Annotated in this window: 10 protein-coding genes; 2 read left to right on the top strand and 8 right to left on the bottom strand. The window is 63.6% G+C overall.

The features are described 5' to 3' along the window. Nucleotides 1–13: 13 nt before the first annotated feature. Complete coding sequence (gene rpsG, locus QA635_RS18775) at nucleotides 14–484, bottom strand: 30S ribosomal protein S7 (RefSeq protein ID WP_016843741.1); 471 nt, start codon at nucleotides 482–484, stop codon at nucleotides 14–16. Nucleotides 485–499: 15 nt separating this feature from the next. After that, on the bottom strand, nucleotides 500–871 hold the full coding sequence (rpsL, locus tag QA635_RS18770) for a 30S ribosomal protein S12 (RefSeq protein ID WP_006611834.1): 372 nt from the start codon (nucleotides 869–871) through the stop codon (nucleotides 500–502). A 699-nt stretch (nucleotides 872–1,570) separates the two neighbouring features. On the opposite strand from rpsL, the gene QA635_RS18765 reads away from it, so the two are divergent. Continuing rightward, on the top strand, nucleotides 1,571–2,782 hold the full coding sequence (locus tag QA635_RS18765) for an FAD-dependent oxidoreductase (protein ID WP_283070940.1): 1,212 nt from the start codon (nucleotides 1,571–1,573) through the stop codon (nucleotides 2,780–2,782). 13 nt (nucleotides 2,783–2,795) lie between these two features. Here the strand turns inward: QA635_RS18765 and QA635_RS18760 are convergent, their stop codons facing one another. From QA635_RS18760 to rplJ, 6 genes are all read right to left on the bottom strand, one after another. Then, nucleotides 2,796–4,823: an ABC transporter ATP-binding protein gene (locus tag QA635_RS18760; RefSeq protein WP_283070939.1), complete on the bottom strand. Its 2,028-nt coding sequence runs from the start codon at nucleotides 4,821–4,823 to the stop codon at nucleotides 2,796–2,798. Nucleotides 4,824–5,048: 225 nt separating this feature from the next. After that, a complete protein-coding gene (locus tag QA635_RS18755) occupies nucleotides 5,049–7,109 on the bottom strand; it encodes an FAD-dependent oxidoreductase (RefSeq protein ID WP_283070937.1) in 2,061 nt (686 codons plus the stop codon). A gap of 180 nt (nucleotides 7,110–7,289) precedes the next feature. Then, on the bottom strand, nucleotides 7,290–11,492 hold the full coding sequence (rpoC, locus tag QA635_RS18750) for a DNA-directed RNA polymerase subunit beta' (protein ID WP_057019552.1): 4,203 nt from the start codon (nucleotides 11,490–11,492) through the stop codon (nucleotides 7,290–7,292). A 127-nt stretch (nucleotides 11,493–11,619) separates the two neighbouring features. Next, nucleotides 11,620–15,738, bottom strand: coding sequence for a DNA-directed RNA polymerase subunit beta (gene rpoB, locus QA635_RS18745; protein ID WP_057019553.1), 4,119 nt, complete (start codon nucleotides 15,736–15,738; stop codon nucleotides 11,620–11,622). 441 nt (nucleotides 15,739–16,179) lie between these two features. Then, nucleotides 16,180–16,560 carry a 50S ribosomal protein L7/L12 gene (rplL, locus tag QA635_RS18740; protein WP_028335453.1) on the bottom strand — a complete coding sequence of 127 codons (381 nt, stop codon included), beginning with the start codon at nucleotides 16,558–16,560 and terminating at the stop codon, nucleotides 16,180–16,182. A 52-nt stretch (nucleotides 16,561–16,612) separates the two neighbouring features. Beyond that, nucleotides 16,613–17,131: a 50S ribosomal protein L10 gene (rplJ, locus tag QA635_RS18735; protein ID WP_028335452.1), complete on the bottom strand. Its 519-nt coding sequence runs from the start codon at nucleotides 17,129–17,131 to the stop codon at nucleotides 16,613–16,615. 586 nt (nucleotides 17,132–17,717) lie between these two features. On the opposite strand from rplJ, the gene QA635_RS18730 reads away from it, so the two are divergent. Continuing rightward, nucleotides 17,718–18,128: a hypothetical protein gene (locus QA635_RS18730; protein ID WP_283070933.1), complete on the top strand. Its 411-nt coding sequence runs from the start codon at nucleotides 17,718–17,720 to the stop codon at nucleotides 18,126–18,128. Nucleotides 18,129–18,131 lie beyond the last annotated feature (3 nt).

The following is an 18,131-nucleotide window of genomic DNA, read 5'->3' as shown; positions in this document are numbered from 1 at the left end:
TCCGTTGTTCGCCTTACCAGCGATAGTGCGAGAACGCGCGGTTGGCTTCCGCCATCCGGTGCACGTCTTCCCGCTTCTTGACGGCGTTGCCGCGATTGTTCGAGGCGTCGAGCAGCTCAGCCGAGAGACGCTCCGTCATGGTCTTCTCGTTGCGCTCGCGGGCGGCTGAGATCAGCCAGCGGATGCCGAGCGCCTGACGGCGCACCGAACGGACTTCGACCGGAACCTGGTAGGTCGCGCCGCCGACGCGGCGGGAACGAACCTCGATGGTCGGCATCACGTTCTCAAGCGCCTGCTCGAACACGCCGAGCGGGTTCTGCTTGGTCTTGGCCTCGATCATGCCGAGCGCACCGTAGACGATGTTTTCGGCAACCGACTTCTTCCCGGCGTACATCACCGAGTTCATGAACTTCGTAATGATGATGTTCCCGAACTTCGGATCCGGAAGAACTTCACGCTTCTCGGCAGAATGGCGACGCGACATCTGATCGGTTCCCGCTTACTTCGGACGCTTCGCGCCGTACTTCGAACGACGCTGCTTACGGTTCTTGACGCCCTGGGTATCCAGCACGCCGCGGAGGATGTGGTAGCGCACACCGGGCAAGTCCTTGACGCGGCCGCCGCGGATCATGACCACCGAGTGCTCCTGCAGGTTATGGCCCTCACCCGGGATGTAGCCGATCACCTCGAAGCCGTTGGTCAGGCGCACCTTGGCGACCTTACGAAGCGCCGAGTTCGGCTTCTTCGGGGTCGTGGTGTAGACGCGCGTGCACACGCCGCGCTTCTGCGGCGACTGCTGCAGCGCCGGCACCTTCTTACGCGACTTCTGCACTTCACGCGGATTTGCGATCAGCTGGTTGATCGTCGGCATGCAGCCTTCACCCTTTAGTTCGCGCGAAAACCTTGAATGGCTCCGCAAATTTCTTCTCAGGACTAGCCGTCCCGCACGGCCCGCTCGACACGGAACAAACAACCGCGCAAAGCGAAATCGCGCCAACCACTCATCGCTGAGCGGAAAGCGCATCGACGCCACAGAGGACCGCGATCCCGAACCGTTCAGCGTTCGCTGTTCGGTCCGCCACCGAGGTCATGCATCCGAATTCACTCTCAAGAGGACGTGCTCAAGAGAACTAATATCGTCCTGGCATTGCCTAGCTATCATCGACAGCGTTTGAGCGGCATTCGTCGAGGTTGGTGCCCGTCCGGCTCCTCAAAAAAGGACCTTCGGGTGTTCCGTTCCGACGCTGGCGTAGCTCACCGCCTGTCGTTAAGTGGGCGCCTTGTATAATCGAGAGATAGTGAAGTCAAGCAAAACGACAAGCAAAGAAACGCCTCTGGCACTTGCGGATTTCGCATTTCACCGCGGTTCGGCGCAAGGCGAAATGTGACGGCCGACCGACCTCCCCGCGCCCTCATCCGAATCTTCGGGCGCGGGCGGAATCATATTATACCCGGGTAAAATATGAATAGAAACAACTCTCCCCAAGTTAGTCCCGAAGGCAAACTTCGAAACTAAGCCTTTATTTGCCATTCGCAGGGCAAAAATCGGGGTCACAGCCACGGAATTCCCATGCGGTACACCGACATCGCGATCATCGGCGGCGGTCTTGCGGGCTCGACCGCAGCCGCCATGCTCGGCCGTGCCGGGATACCGACGGTCCTGATCGACCCCCACCGGGTCTACCCGTTCGATTTCCGTGTCGAAAAGATCGGCGGCGACCTCCAGCTCGAGCGATTCGCCAGGACCGGCCTCGCCGAGTCGGTGCTCCGCTCGGCGACGCTGGACGGCGAGAACTGGATCGCGCGATTCGGCCGGTTGCTCGACCGGCAGCCGAGCCGGCAATACGGCATCATGTACGACGCGCTGATTGCGGCGATTCGGAACGAAATCGCCGGGCCGGCGGAATTCATCTGCGACAAGGTGATCAATGTCGCGACCAGTTCCGACCGGCAGCGGCTCGTGCTTGCCAATGGCGAGGAGATCTCGGCGCGCCTTGTGGTGCTCGCCAACGGCCTGAACGTCGGGCTGCGCCGGATGCTCGGCATCGAGCGGCTGGTCACGAGCTTCTGCCACTCGATCTCGCTCGGCTTCGATTTCGTCCCCGTCGGCCGCCCCGCCTTCCCGTTCGCGGCCATGACCTATTTCTCGGAGCGGCCGAGCGATCGCATCCCCTACATCACGCTGTTTCCGGTCGGAAACCGGATGCGCGCCAACCTCTTCACCTATCGCAAGGCCGACGATCCCTGGCTGCGGGCGATGCGGCGCAATCCGGTGGAGACGCTGAACGCCGCGCTGCCGCGGCTGCGCCGGCTCACCGGCGAGTTCGACATCGCCGGCGATATCAAGATCAGGCCCGCCGACATCTTTGTCAGCACCGGCTATCGGCAGGCCGGCGTGGTGCTGGTGGGTGATGCCTTCGCCAGCACCTGCCCCGTCACCGGCACCGGTACCGACAAGGTGTTCACCGACGTCGCCCAGCTCTGCAACGTCCACATCCCGGCCTGGCTGTCGACCGACGGCATGGGCGAGGAGAAGATCACCGCGTTCTACGACGATCCGGTCAAGACCGCCTGCGACGCCTGGTCGAACGCCAAGGCACTCAGCTTCCGCGAGGTGTCGGTCGGCAGCGGGCCCACGTGGCAGGCCCAGCGCTGGGCGCGCTTTTTCGGCTATCTCGGCCGCGGCTGGCTGCGCCGGCTGCACAACCCCGCAGCAGCGGCGTCAACGACGCAGCCGGCCAACCACTTCCGGCAACGTCCGCACGCCACGGACCGGGCGTGACGCGACACGGGCCTCACGCCTCCTCATCCTCGTCTTCGTCCTCATCATCGTCATCGTCCGCGTCGTCGGCGTCCTCGTCGTGATTCAGATGTCCCTGGTCGTCCCACAGCTTGCGATAGACGCCATTGCGGGCCAGCAGCTCCTCGTGCGAGCCGCGTTCGATCGCCCTGCCGCCGGAGATCACGATGATCTCGTCCATCTCGACCACCGAAGTCAGGCGGTGCGTCGACCAGATCATGGTGCGGCCCTCGGCGACCTTGAGCAGCGTGCGATTGATCGCAGCCTCCGTGGTCTGGTCGAGCGCCGAAGTCGCCTCGTCGAGCAGCAGCACGGACGGGTTACGGATGATCGCGCGCGCGATCGCGATGCGCTGGCGCTGGCCGCCCGACAGGGTATCGCCGCGCTCGCCGACCGGCGTGTCGTAGCGCTGCGGCAGACTCATGATGTAGCGATGGATCTCGGCCTTGCGGGCAGCGTCCTCGACCTCCGCGTCGGTCGCGCCTTCCTTGCCGAGCCGGATGTTCTCGCGGATCGACATGTTGAACAGCATGTTTTCCTGGAACACGACCGCCATGTTGGCCCGCAGCGACTCGCGCGTCACCCGGCGGATATCGACGCCGTCGACGGCGACGCGGCCCTCGTCCGGCACGTAGAGCCGCAGGATCAGGTTGATCAGCGTGCTCTTGCCCGAGCCGCTGGGACCGACGATCGCAATGCTCTTGCCGGCATTGAGCTTGAGGCTGAGATTGTCGAGCACCGGCGTCTGCGCCCCCTCATACTGGAAGGTGACGCGGTCGAAGGAGATGTCGTTGGTGATGCGCGGCAGATCCGGCGCGCCGGGACGGTCGGCGCCGCGGGTCGGCTCGTCGAGCAGTTCCTGGATGTGCCGCACCGCCGCCGCCGACTGGATCGACACCGGGATGAAATGCATCAGATGGGCGATGTTGTACGACACCTCCCAGAACGCACTCTCGAAGGTCACGAAGGTGCCGACGGTGATCTGCCCCTTGGTGGCGAGATAGGCGCCGATCGCCAGCACCACGAGGTGGAGCAGCAGCACCGCGATGGTGACGGTGCGCTCCACCATGGTCGACAGGAACATGGCTGACGCGGCCTTGGCCCGGACGTCGCGGTTGCGCATCGTGAACCAGCCGAGCGCCCGGCGCTGCAAGTTGAACGCCTTCACCACCGCCTGCGCGGCGACGTTCTCCTGCACGGTTCCGAGCAGCGCGGCCTCGTTCTGCTTCTGCTCGTAATTGGCCTGCACCGCCTTCGGCGTCAGGATGCGCGGCCCGATCAGGGTGATCGGAAACACCAGCAAGGCGACCACGGCAAGCTGCCAGTTCAGGAACAGCATCAGGATGATGCCCGCGACCAGCTCGAGGCCCGGCAGCGCCGCGCTGTTGGCGAAGGTCTTGACCGAGCCCTCGAACGCCGACAGATCGATCGAGAAGCGCGACAGGATCTCGCCGCGCTTGGTGCGCGCGAAATAGGCCGACGGCAGGTTCTGGACATGGTCGAACAGCCGCGTCCGCACGTCGGCGATGATGCCGGCGCCAAGCCGCGCATCCCAGCGCTCGTACCAGACCGCGATGATCGAGGTGACGATGCCGGCCACCGCGAGCACGCCGAGGATCTTGTAGAGGGCCCCGAAATCCTCCTCGCCGAGCGCGTCGTCGATCAGGAATTTCAGGCTGAGCGGCATGATGACGTTGAACAACGTCTCGACCAGCACGCCGAAGGCGACGCAGGCGAACGGCTTCTTGTAGTTCGCCAGGATCGGCCTGACGAAGCCAAAGATCGTGGAGAGCGCGCCGGCGGCTTCCTTGGCGGTGAAGACGACGAGGTCCTCGTCATCATCGTCGTCATCGAGCTCGAACTCGTCGTCCGCGTCGTCTTCCTCTTCGTCGTCAGCCGGCGCCGCGGCCGGCTTTGTGGAGGCGGCCGCCGCGGGCGGACCGGACGCGGGCTTCTTCTTCAGCTCGGGATCGTCGGCCGCCGCTCTCGTCGGATCGTCTGATGCAGGAGGTCTTGGCGCCATGAAACCAACCGATGCTCCACGGCCGGCATGACCGCAAATCGAAACCGCAGCTGATGACACTGCGCCGGTAATCCTATGCGATCACGACGAATTCGGCAAAGCGTTTGGAACGGCCGACGCGCCGCGGCGCGCTCGCGCGGATTCGCGGAGCGCAGAATTGCCGCCGTTTGACAGCTGGTTGACACGAGGCCGGTCGCCTGGCGGCAAAGCTTCCGGTCTGTCCCGCTAATCGTCGAGGTCGGCTTCGACCTTGTCGAAGAAGGAATAGCGCAGGCTGTCGGAGTCGGCGTACCACTGCCCCGGCCCCTTGTTGGCGGCCAGCGTCAATGTCCACAGCGCATCGGTGCAATCGCGGCGGTGCATCGACAGGTCGAAGCCGTTGCCGAAGAACAATTCCGACCACTCCCACCAGGTGCCGAGCTTCTTCACCCCGCGCAGCAGGTCGTAGCGATCGATCACTGCCGCCGCCATGTCAGAGGTCACCGACGCGAACACGACGCCGGTCTTGACCACGCGGTTGAGCTCGCGCACCCCGCGCACGACCTGCTTCTCGCCGAGATGGCACAGCGAGGTCTCGAACACGAAGTCGAACTCGTTGGTCTTAAAGGGCATGTCGGCGATCGAGCCGAGCTTGTTGTACTTCTTGAGCGCCTTCGGCGTCTTGCCGTGGATGTAGCGGTTGTTCTCGATGCCCCAGGCATCGATGCCACGTTCGCGCAGCGCGCCGACCAGTTCGCCGCTGGCGGAGCCGGCGATCAGCAGCTTGTAGCCCTTCGCCCTGCCCCAGACCGTCTTGATCAGGTCCGTCAAATAGGCCGGGTCGGTGAAGTTGCGCCAGACCTCGCTGTAGGGGCCGACGCCGCGATAATTGTCGAAATAGCTGCGGTCGATCTTGTCGGACAGCGAGCTCTCGTCCTGCGCGCGGCTACGGCGCAGCCGCATCATCTCGGTGACGATGATGTCGGTCGCGGCATCGGAGGAATCGAGCAGTCCATTCAGCGTCGAATCGAACAGATAGTCGCCGACCACCACGATGCCGGGATGCTCCTTCGGCTCGGGCCGGTGGTTGGTCATGACGTCGCGCACCGGCAGGCCGCCCGGCAGCGCGTTGACCGACGACAGCCAGCGATGGATCTTGCCTTCCAGGAAATGCTCGCGCGCATCGCCGAGCGAGGCCGGCAGCGACTTCAACGCGGCATCGATCAGCTCCTGGTCGCTGAGATTGGCGAAGGCCAGCGCATCCGAGCCCGCGATCAGCCAATTCAGCACGCCGTGCTTGCCGACATCGTGGCGCGCGCCCTCATTGTAGACGCAGCAGCCGCCGAACGCTTCCGACATGAACCAGGCGCCCGGGATCTTCTCGCCCCAGAACGGCTCGTCGAACAGGATCGAGACCCGCAGATAATGCGCGGGCCGGTCGAAATAGGCGACGTGCTTGACCATCGACTTGCGCAGCTGTTCGCCGTCCCAGCGCATGGTCGCGAGCCAGGAGTGCGGCAGGCAGACCAGCACGAGATCGAAGTCGCGCGTCTCCGGCCCCTTGCCGTTCATCATGTTGAGCTGGTAGCGGCCGCCAGCGGTCTTGCCGACCTTGAGCACACGATGGTTGAGCTGGATGTCGGCGCTGACTTCCGAGCGCAGACAATCGATCAGCTGCTCGTTGCCGTTCTGGATCGAATACAGGCCGATATAGCCGTCGACGTCCATCACGTAGTTCTTCAGCGCGTTGAGGCCGTTGGTGTTGTGGCTCTCGGTCGCGATGTCGGAACGCGCCATCACCTTGAAGAAACGCTTGGCGGTCGCGTCCTCGACCTCCTCGTCGAGGACCTGCTCGGCGGTCTTGTAGGCCCACGGGTGTTCGTTGTCGTGGGCGCCGACGCCCTCGTAATATTCGATCGGCGACACCAGGTCGCTGCAGCGCTTGCGGAACGCCTCGATCGCGGCCGCGGTCTTCGCCCCGTACTTACGGCGCATGCCGGGAACGTCGGCGAGCAGTTCGCCGTCGAGCTGCACCTGCTCGGCGTCCATCGGGATCGTCTGCAGGCCGAAATGCTGGATCAGCTCGCGCAGCGGATCCGGCCCCGTCATCGAGTAATCATAGATTTCGGCGACGCCGGCCTCATACATCGCGGGCGCAGTGTCGAATTTGCGCGTGACGATCTTGCCGCCGAGGCGGTTCGACGCCTCGAAGATGGTAACGCGGCAGAGGTCGCCGAGTTTGCGCTTCAAATACCAGGCGCTCATCAGCCCCCCGGGGCCGCCGCCTACGATAGCCAAGTCGAGCATATGGATTCCGTCGTCTCCGGCGCGAGCCAAACAGCCGGTCTAAGTCACCCTAGCAAAGGCACTTTTTTGCCTGAAGGAAAGATGAACAAACTGCGTCCCTGCACCGCAGCAAGCAAAGAAAGCAGCAAAAAGGCCGGCTAAACGCCGGCCTTCTCGCCATACCCGTAGTCTTGCGGATGCCTATTCCGCGGGCGGCAGCGCCAGCGGCTCCGCTTCCGGAGCCGTCGGCACGATCGCCGCCTGCTGCTTCTCGCGCTCGTCGAGGATCAGCTTGTCGCGCTTGACCGCGACCTCGCGGATCCGCGCCATCGAGGCGCCGGTGCCGGCCGGGATCAGGCGGCCGACAATGACGTTCTCCTTGAGGCCCTCGAGCGGGTCCACCTTGCCGTTGACGGCAGCTTCGGTGAGCACGCGCGTGGTCTCCTGGAACGACGCCGCCGAGAAGAAGGAGCGGGTCTGCAGGCTCGCCTTGGTGATGCCGAGCAGAACCGGCGTACCCGTGGCGGGCTTCTTGCCCTCCTCCTTGGCCTTGGTGTTGAGCGCGTCGAACTCGATCTTGTCGACCTGCTCGCCCGAGATCATGTCGGTGTCGCCCTGATCGGTGACCTCGACCTTCTGCAGCATCTGACGGACAATCACCTCGATGTGCTTGTCGTTGATGAGCACGCCCTGCAACCGGTAGACCTCCTGGATTTCGTTGACCAGATAGGCAGCGAGTTCCTCGATGCCCTTGATCGCCAGGATGTCGTGCGGCGCCGGATTGCCTTCGACGATGAAATCGCCCTTTTCGACGATGTCGCCGTCCTGAAGGTGGATGTGCTTGCCCTTCGGGATCAGGTACTCGCGCGGCTCCTCGGTCTTGTCCATCGGCTCGATCGAGATGCGGCGCTTGTTCTTGTAGTCGCGGCCGAAGCGGATCGTTCCCGCGGTCTCCGCGATGATCGCCGCGTCCTTCGGCTTGCGAGCCTCGAACAGTTCCGCCACCCGCGGCAGACCGCCGGTGATGTCACGCGTCTTGGCGCTCTCGGTCGAGATACGCGCCAGGATGTCGCCCGGCATCACCTTCCCGCCGGTGTCGACCGACAGAATGGCGTCGACCGACAGCATGTAGCGGGCATCGCCGCCACGCGCGAGCTTCATCACCTTGCCGTCCTTGCCCTTGACCACGATGGCCGGACGCAGGTCCGAACCGCCGCGCGTCGTGCGCCAGTCGATGACCACGCGCTTGGCGATACCGGTCGATTCGTCGAGCGTTTCCGAGATCGACTGGCCTTCGACCAGATCCTCGAAACCGATCGTGCCCTCGACCTCGCTCAGCACCGGGCGGGTATAGGGATCCCACTCGGCGATGCGCTGGCCGCGCTTGACCATATCGCCTTCGTCGACGTGCATCTTCGAACCGTACTGAATACGGTGGGTCGCACGCTCGGTGCCGTCGGCATCGACGATCGCAACGACCATGTTGCGCACCATCGCGATCAGGCTGCCTTCGCTGTTGCGGGCGATCGCCTTGTTCTTGATCACGATCTTGCCGTCGAAGTTCGATTCGACGAACGACTGCTCGTTGAGCTGGGCGGCGCCGCCGATGTGGAACGTGCGCATCGTCAGCTGCGTGCCGGGCTCACCGATCGACTGTGCCGCGATGACGCCGACGGCCTCACCGTGGTTGACCGGCGTGCCACGAGCCAGATCGCGGCCGTAGCACTTGGCGCAGATGCCGTTGATCAGCTCGCAGGTCAGCGCCGAGCGGATCTTCACTTCCTGGATGCCGGCCTGCTGGATCGCGTCGACATGGCTCTCCTCCATCAACGTGTCGCGCTTGATGACGACCTCGTTGGTGGCGGGATCGCGCACGTCATCGCAGGCCACGCGGCCCAGGATGCGCGAGCCGAGCGAGGCGACCACGGTGCCGGCGTCGACGATGGCGCGCATCTTGATGCCGAGCGTGGTGCCGCAGTCGGTCTGCGTGATGATGCAGTCCTGCGCGACGTCGACCAGACGGCGGGTCAGGTAGCCCGAGTTCGCGGTCTTCAACGCGGTGTCCGCGAGGCCCTTGCGGGCGCCGTGGGTCGAGTTGAAGTACTCGAGCACCGACAGACCTTCCTTGAAGTTGGAAATGATCGGCGTCTCGATGATCTCGCCCGACGGCTTGGCCATCAGGCCGCGCATGCCGGCGAGCTGGCGCATCTGGGCCGGCGAACCACGCGCACCGGAGTGCGCCATCATGTAGATCGAGTTGATGTCGGCATCCGCGCCCGCCGCCGTCTTCTTGGTGGACGAGATCTCCTTCATCATCGCCTTGGCGACTTCTTCACCGGCCTTCGACCAGGCGTCGACGACCTTGTTGTACTTCTCGCCATGGGTGATCAGGCCGTCATTGTACTGCTGCTCGAAATCCTTCGCCAGCGTACGGGTCTGATCCACGATCTTCCACTTCGACGCCGGCACGACCATGTCGTCCTTGCCGAACGAGATGCCCGCCTTGAAGGCGTTGTAGAAGCCGAGCGCCATGATGCGGTCGCAGAAGATCACCGTCTCCTTCTGACCGCAGTGCCGGTAGACCTGATCGATCACGCCGGAAATCTCGCGCTTGGTCATCAGCTTGTTGATGATGTCGTACGAGATCTTCGGGTTCTTCGGCAGCAGGTTGCCGAGCATGACGCGGCCCGCGGTGGTTTCGATCCAGCGCTTGGAGTGCTTGCCTTCCTCGTCGAGGCCTTCCCACCGGTACTTGATCTTGGTGTGGAGGTGGATGACCTTCGAATGCAGGGCGTGCTCGAGCTCGGCCATGTCGCCGAAGATCTTGCCCTCGCCGGGCAGGCCTTCGCGCATGATCGAGACGTAGTAGAGGCCGAGCACGATGTCCTGCGACGGCACGATGATCGGCTGGCCGTTCGCCGGATGCAGGATGTTGTTGGTCGACATCATCAGGACGCGCGCTTCCAGCTGCGCTTCGAGCGACAGCGGAACGTGCACGGCCATCTGGTCGCCGTCGAAGTCGGCGTTGAAGGCGGCACAGACCAGCGGATGCAGCTGGATCGCCTTGCCCTCGATCAGCACCGGCTCGAACGCCTGGATGCCCAGGCGATGCAGCGTCGGCGCGCGGTTGAGCAGCACCGGATGCTCGCGGATCACCTCATCGAGGATATCCCAGACCTCCGGTCGCTCCTTCTCGACCAGCTTCTTGGCCTGCTTCACCGTGGTGGACAGGCCCTTGGCGTCGAGCCGCGAGTAGATGAACGGCTTGAACAGCTCCAGCGCCATCTTCTTCGGCAGGCCGCACTGATGCAGGCGCAGCTCGGGACCGACCACGATCACCGAACGGCCCGAATAGTCGACGCGCTTGCCGAGCAGGTTCTGGCGGAACCGGCCCTGCTTGCCCTTCAGCATGTCGGCGAGCGACTTCAGCGGACGCTTGTTGGCGCCGGTGATGACGCGGCCGCGGCGGCCGTTGTCGAACAGTGCGTCGACGGCCTCCTGCAGCATGCGCTTTTCGTTGCGGATGATGATGTCGGGCGCACGCAGCTCCATCAGCCGCTTCAGGCGGTTGTTGCGGTTGATGACGCGGCGGTACAGGTCGTTGAGGTCCGAGGTCGCGAACCGGCCGCCGTCGAGCGGCACCAGCGGACGCAGGTCCGGCGGAATCACCGGCACGACCGTCATGATCATCCATTCCGGCTTGTTGCCGGAGACGCGGAAGGCCTCGACGATCTTCAGACGCTTGGCGAGCTTCTTGTGCTTGATGTCGGAGTCGGTCTCCGCCATGTCGGCACGCAGCGTCGCCTCGAGCTTTTCGAGCTCGAGCCCCTTGAGCAGCTCGCGGATCGCCTCGGCGCCGATCATGGCGGTGAAGGAATCCTGGCCGTACTCGTCCTGCGCCTTCAGATATTCGTCTTCAGACAGCAGCTGACGGTCCTTCAGCGCGGTGAGACCCGGCTCGAGCACAACGTAGTATTCGAAGTAGAGGATCCGCTCGAGATCCTTCAGCGTCATGTCGAGCAGGAGGCCGATGCGCGAGGGCAGCGACTTCAGGAACCAGATGTGGGCGACCGGCGCCGCCAGCTCGATATGGCCCATGCGCTCGCGCCGGACGCGCGACAGCGTCACCTCGACCGAGCACTTCTCGCAGATAATGCCCTTGTACTTCATCCGCTTGTACTTGCCGCACAAGCACTCGTAGTCCTTGATCGGCCCGAAGATGCGCGCGCAGAACAGGCCGTCACGCTCCGGCTTGAAGGTGCGGTAGTTGATGGTCTCCGGCTTCTTGATCTCGCCGTAGGACCAGGACAGAATCTTCTCCGGAGACGCGATCGAAATCCGGATCTGGTCGAAGACCTGGGCCGGGGTCGTCGGATTGAAAAGATTCATAATCTCTTGATTCATGGTCTTCTCCTCGCGTGCCGATCGTCACCGGCAGCAAATTCGAAACTTTTATTCAGCGCGCGCCCCGCCCAACGTCCGAGCGGAGTGCGAAGGCCCGGCGCGTTTGGCGCCGGGCATGATCACAGCGTTACTCGGCCGCTTCCGACGTCGACGCCGGTCCCACCTTGGAATTGTGCAGGTCGACGTTGAGGCCGAGCGAGCGCATTTCCTTGACCAGCACGTTGAACGATTCCGGAATACCGGCCTCGAAGGTGTCGTCGCCGCGCACGATCGCCTCGTACACCTTGGTACGGCCGGCGACGTCGTCCGACTTCACGGTCAGCATCTCCTGCAGCGTGTAGGCGGCGCCGTAGGCTTCCAGCGCCCAGACCTCCATTTCGCCGAAGCGCTGGCCGCCGAACTGCGCCTTGCCGCCTAGCGGCTGCTGGGTGACGAGCGAGTACGGACCGATCGAACGCGCGTGGATCTTGTCGTCCACGAGATGGTGCAGCTTGAGCATGTAGATGTAGCCCATCGTCACCTTACGATCGAACTGATCGCCGGTACGGCCGTCATAAACGGTCGACTGGCCGGAGGCGTCGAAGCCCGCGAGCTTCAGCATCTCCTCAATGTCGGCTTCCTTGGCGCCGTCGAACACCGGCGTTGCGATCGGCACGCCGTGGCTCAGATTGCGGCCGAGTTCGACCAGCTCGTTGTCGTTCAGCGACTTGATGGTTTCATCCTCGCCGTAGATCTTCTTCAGGGTCTCGCGCAGCGGCTTGAGATCCTGCTTGTGATAATAGGCGTCGATGGTCTGGCCGATGCGCTTGCCGAGGCCGGCGCAGGCCCAACCGAGATGGGTCTCAAGGATCTGACCGACGTTCATGCGCGAAGGCACGCCGAGCGGATTGAGCACGATGTCGGCATGCGTTCCGTCCTCGAGGAACGGCATGTCCTCGATCGGAACGATCTTCGACACCACACCCTTGTTGCCGTGACGGCCGGCCATCTTGTCGCCGGGCTGGATCTTGCGCTTCACCGCGACGAAGACCTTGACCATCTTCATCACGCCGGGCGGCAGCTCGTCGCCGCGCTGCAGTTTCTCGACCTTGTCGAGGAAGCGCTGCTCGAGGCCCTTCTTCGACTCGTCGTACTGCTTCCGCATGGCCTCGATCTCGGCCATCAGCTTGTCGTTCGGCGAGGCGAACAGCCACCACTGCGACTTCGGATACTCGTCGAGCACCGCGCGGGTGATCTTGGTATCCTTCTTGAAGCCCTTCGGGCCGGCGATGCCCTGGCGGTTCTCCAGCAGCTCGGCGAGGCGGTTGTAGACGTTGCGGTCCAGGATCGCCTGCTCGTCGTCGCGGTCCTTGGCGAGACGCTCGATCTCCTCGCGCTCGATCGCCAGCGCACGCTCGTCCTTGTCGACGCCGTGGCGGTTGAACACGCGGACTTCCACGATGGTGCCCTGCACGCCCGGAGGCACGCGCAGCGAGGTGTCGCGGACGTCGGAGGCCTTCTCGCCGAAGATGGCGCGCAGCAGCTTCTCTTCCGGCGTCATCGGGCTCTCGCCCTTCGGCGTGATCTTGCCGACCAGGATGTCGCCGGCGCGGACTTCCGCACCGATGTAGACGATACCGGCTTCGTCGAGGTTCTTCAGCGCTTCTTCCGAAACGTTCGGAATGTCGCGGGTGATTTCCTCAGGACCGAGCTTGGTGTCGCGGGCCATCACCTCGAACTCCTCGATGTGAATCGAGGTGAAGACGTCGTCCTTCACGATCCGCTCGGAGAGCAGGATCGAGTCTTCGAAGTTGTAGCCGTTCCACGGCATGAACGCGACCAGCACGTTGCGGCCGAGCGCGAGCTCGCCGAGATCGGTCGACGGACCGTCGGCGATGATGTCGCCCTTCTTGACGATGTCGCCGACCTTCACCAGCGGACGCTGGTTGATGCAGGTCGACTGGTTGGAGCGCTGGTACTTCATCAGCCGGTAGATATCGACGCCCGACTTGGTCGGATCGAGATCCTCGGTGGCGCGGATCACGACGCGGGTGGCGTCGATCTGGTCGATCACGCCCGAGCGGCGCGCGGCAATCGCCGCGCCCGAGTCGCGGGCGACCACGCCTTCCATGCCGGTACCGACGAACGGCGCCTCGGCGCGAACCAGCGGCACCGCCTGGCGCTGCATGTTCGAGCCCATCAGCGCGCGGTTGGCGTCGTCGTTCTCGAGGAACGGGATCAGCGCCGCGGCGACCGAAACCAGCTGCTTCGGCGACACGTCCATGTAGTCGACCTTGTCCGGCGTCACCGGCAGCACTTCGCCGGCGTGACGGCAGACCACGAGGTCGTCGGTGAAGCGGCCCTTGGCATCGAGCGGCACGTTGGCCTGCGCGACGCGGTAGCGGCCCTCTTCCATCGCCGACAGATAGATCACCTCGTCGGTGACCCGGCCGTCCTTGATCTTGCGATAGGGCGTCTCGACGAAGCCGTACTTGTTGACGCGCGCGAACGTCGCCAGCGAGTTGATCAGGCCGATGTTCGGACCTTCCGGCGTCTCGATCGGGCAGATGCGGCCGTAATGCGTCGGATGCACGTCGCGGACTTCGAAGCCGGCGCGCTCGCGGGTCAGACCGCCCGGGCCAAGCGCCGACAGGCGCCGCTTGTGGGTGATCTCCGACAGCGGGTTGGTCTGGTCCATGAACTGCGACAGCTGCGAGGAGCCGAAGAACTCGCGCACCGCGGCAGCCGCGGGCTTGGCGTTGATCAGGTCCTGCGGCATCACGGTGTCGATATCGACGCTCGACATGCGCTCCTTGATCGCGCGCTCCATGCGGAGAAGGCCGATCCGGTACTGGTTCTCCATGAGCTCGCCGACCGAGCGCACCCGGCGGTTGCCGAGGTGGTCGATGTCGTCGATCTCGCCCTTGCCGTCGCGCAGGTCGACCAGCGTCTTGATGACCGCCAGGATGTCTTCCTTGCGCAGCGTGCGATGGGTATCGGGCGCATCGAGCTCGAGGCGCATGTTCATCTTGACGCGGCCGACCGCGGAGAGGTCGTAGCGCTCGGCGTCGAAGAAAAGCGACTGGAACATCGCCTGCGCCGAATCCAGCGTCGGCGGCTCGCCCGGACGCATCACGCGGTAGATGTCGAACAGCGCGTCCTCGCGCGTCATGTTCTTGTCGGCCGACAGCGTGTTGCGGATATAGGCGCCGACATTGACGTGATCGATGTCGAGCAGCGGCAGGTCCTTGTAGCCCTGCTCGTTCAGCACCTTGAGCGACTTCTCGGTGATCTCCTCGCCGGCTTCGGCGTAGATCTCACCGGTCTTCGGGTTGACGAGATCCTCGGCGAGATAGTTGCCGACGAGCTCCTCGTCCGACATGCGCAGCGCCTTCAGGCCCTTCTCCTGAAGCTGGCGCGCCTGGCGCACGGTCAGCTTCTTGCCGGCCTCGAGCACCACCTTGCCGGTGTCGGCGTCGATCAGGTCGTTGACGGTCGAATAGCCGCGGAAGCGGTTGGCATCGAACGGCACGCGCCATCCGTCCTTGGTCCGCTTGTAGGTGATCTTCTTGTAGAAGGTCGACAGGATCTGCTCGCCGTCGAGACCGAGCGCGTACATCAGCGAGGTCACGGGCAGCTTGCGGCGGCGGTCGATGCGCGCGAACACGATGTCCTTGGCGTCGAACTCGATGTCGAGCCAGGAACCACGATACGGAATCACGCGCGCGGCAAACAGCAGCTTGCCGGACGAATGGGTCTTGCCCTTGTCGTGGTCGAAGAACACGCCCGGCGAACGGTGCATCTGCGAGACGATGACGCGCTCGGTGCCGTTGACGACGAAGGTGCCGTTCATCGTCATGAGCGGGATATCGCCCATGTAGACGTCCTGCTCCTTGATGTCCTTCACCGACTTGGCGCCGGTTTCCTCGTCGATATCGAACACGATGAGGCGCAGCGTCACCTTGAGCGGCGCAGCGAAGGTCATGCCGCGCTGGCGGCACTCGTCGACGTCATATTTCGGCTGTTCGAACTCGTAGCGGACGAATTCGAGCATCGAAGTGCCGGAGAAATCCGAGATCGGGAACACCGAGCGGAACACCGCCTGCAGGCCCTCGTCGAGCCGACCGCCGGTCGGCTCGTCGACCATCAGGAACTGGTCATAGGACGCCTTCTGAACCTCGATGAGGTTCGGCATCTCGGCGACTTCCTTGATGTGACCGAAAAACTTGCGTACGCGTTTGCGACCGGTGAATGTCTGCTGCGCCATCGTGGCCTCTCATTTTCGTCGCCTTTGTGGGGCGAACCTTCCGGGAGCGACTGCCATCGGCCCCGGGTTGAATTTCGAATCGTCTCGAAGGAACGAAGCGCAAAGTCAGGAATTAAATCCCCGTCCCGGCCCCGACCGCCTCCAAAACGCAAAACAACGCGCGGGGCGCATCACTGCACCCGCTCGTCCAAACGCTCCGCTTTACGGACTGAAAAAGCCCGAAATCTGACTGTCTCCCAACGGCTTCCGCCGAGGACCCTGCCGTCCCCGCCGCCTACCGTGTTTTTCCGCTGCCAACCCGATATGGGATGGCAATAAAGGAGATTCGAGGGTTAAGTCCACGGATCCCCACACTTTTTTGTGTCCGGCGCGCCACGCGACAACCTGTCGCACGCCGTTTGCATGGCCCGGGAGCGCCCTGCGGCGCTCCCGGATCGCGCATTACTTGAGCTCGACCTTGGCGCCAGCCTTCTCGAGCTGGGCCTTGATCTTGTCGGCTTCTTCCTTGTTGACGCCTTCCTTGACGGGCTTCGGAGCGCCTTCGACGAGGTCCTTGGCTTCCTTCAGGCCCAGGCCGGTGATGGCGCGGACTTCCTTGATGACTTCGATCTTCTTGTCGCCGGCCCCAGCCAGCACGACGGTGAAGTCGGTCTTCTCTTCAGCCGGAGCAGCGGCACCGCCACCACCAGCAGCCGGGCCGGCAACCGCAACGGCGGCAGCGGCGGACACGCCCCACTTTTCTTCGAGGAGCTTGGCGAGTTCGGCCGCTTCGAGCACGGTGAGGCTCGATAGGTCGTCGACGATTTTCTGCAAGTCAGCCATTGTTCAGTTCCTTAAACGTTTGGTTCGAACCAGGTTTGAGATTAGCGAAGGGTCAGGCCGCTTCGCCCTTTGAGGCATGAGCCTGAATGACGCGTGCGAGCTTGGCCGCGGGCGCGTTGGAGAGCTGAGCAAGCTTGGTCGCCGGCGCCACGAGGAGGCCAACGATCTTGCCGCGCAGTTCGTCGAGCGACGGCAGTGAGGCAAGCGCCTTCACGCTGTCGACATTCAGGACGGTTTTACCCATCGAGCCGCCGAGGATGACGAACTTCTCGTTCGCCTTGGCGAATTCGATGGCAACCTTTGGCGCCGCAACCGGATCGTTCGAAGTAGCGATCACGGTCGGCCCCTTCAGCAGGGAGCCGATGGCAGCGACGTCAGTGCCTTCAAGAGCAATTTTGGCGAGACGGTTCTTCGAGACCTTCACCGACGCGCCCGCCTGCTTCATCTGCATGCGCAGCTTCTGCATCTGGGCCACGGTGAGGCCGGAATAGTGAGCAACGATCGCAACCGACGTGGTCTTGAAGACCTCGTTAAGTTGTTCGACCGACTCTTTTTTTGCCGCTCGTTCCACAGCAAGCTCTTTCCGGTTGGCGGCCTTTCCGCGAAGGCAGGACCGCCGGGTTGCACCCATCGTCCCGCCCTAAACCTGATCCTTGGGGCGCAAGACCCTTCGGACATGCCGGGCAAGACGACATCTAGAAGCCTGCCCTCCCAGAGCCTTGCGGCCATGGGCTGTCGAGGTTCGAACCAAACCAGCCTCCCGGCCGCGAACTGATCGCGACGTGGAGTGCAAAATCCGGTCTTCACCCGTCTATGCAGGCCATGCGATTAAGCCGTTGAAAACACTAAGTTCTCGCGGGCGCCTGCAGTCTTGGACAGGATCGAGGCACTTCAGCACGCTGAAGGCCCCTGCTCTCATTCCTCTGAAGGCGACGGGTCTCCTTCCTTTCGAGCATCCTTGCGGGCATGCGGAAAGGAATGATCTCCTATCATCTCAGGTTTTCGGATTGCGAGCACGGACATGCCAGCAAGTGCCAGCACGCCCGGAAGGCGCTATGTAGCCGGTCCTGCCCTGCTTGCCAAGAGCAAATTTCAGACCAGTTCGGCGACCTGCCCGGCCCAGCGAAAAATTTCTTCCCGGACGGCGTCACGCTCCAATGCCGTCGCTCGTCTGGGCGCTGGAGGCTCGCATGAAACGATGGATTGCAGGAATTCTCGCCCTCTTCAACCTCGCCAATGGGCTGGTGATGCTGTCGGCCGGTTCCCTCTGGTGGCAGCTGGTTCCCGGTGCCGCCGATACCGGTCCGTTCAACCCTCATTTGGTCCAGGACGTCGGCATTGCCTTCATCGCGGCCGGGCTCGGCCTGGCGGCGCGAGCCTTGTGGCCGGCCTGGTGGCCGGCAGCGGTCGCGGGCGCCGCGTTCCTGGCCGGCCACGGCCTGCTGCATCTCGTGATGATCGCCGGCGGCCACGACCGCCATGCCGCATCCGATCTGGTGGCGGTCGTCCTGCCCGCGGCGCTCGCCCTCTATTCCGCCCTGCCAAATCAAGGAGAACGACATGCGTAGCTT

Origin of the sequence: Bradyrhizobium brasilense (assembly GCF_029714345.1) — a bacterium.
Classification (GTDB): domain Bacteria; phylum Pseudomonadota; class Alphaproteobacteria; order Rhizobiales; family Xanthobacteraceae; genus Bradyrhizobium; species Bradyrhizobium australafricanum.
This window is presented reverse-complemented; position numbering and strand designations above follow the sequence as displayed.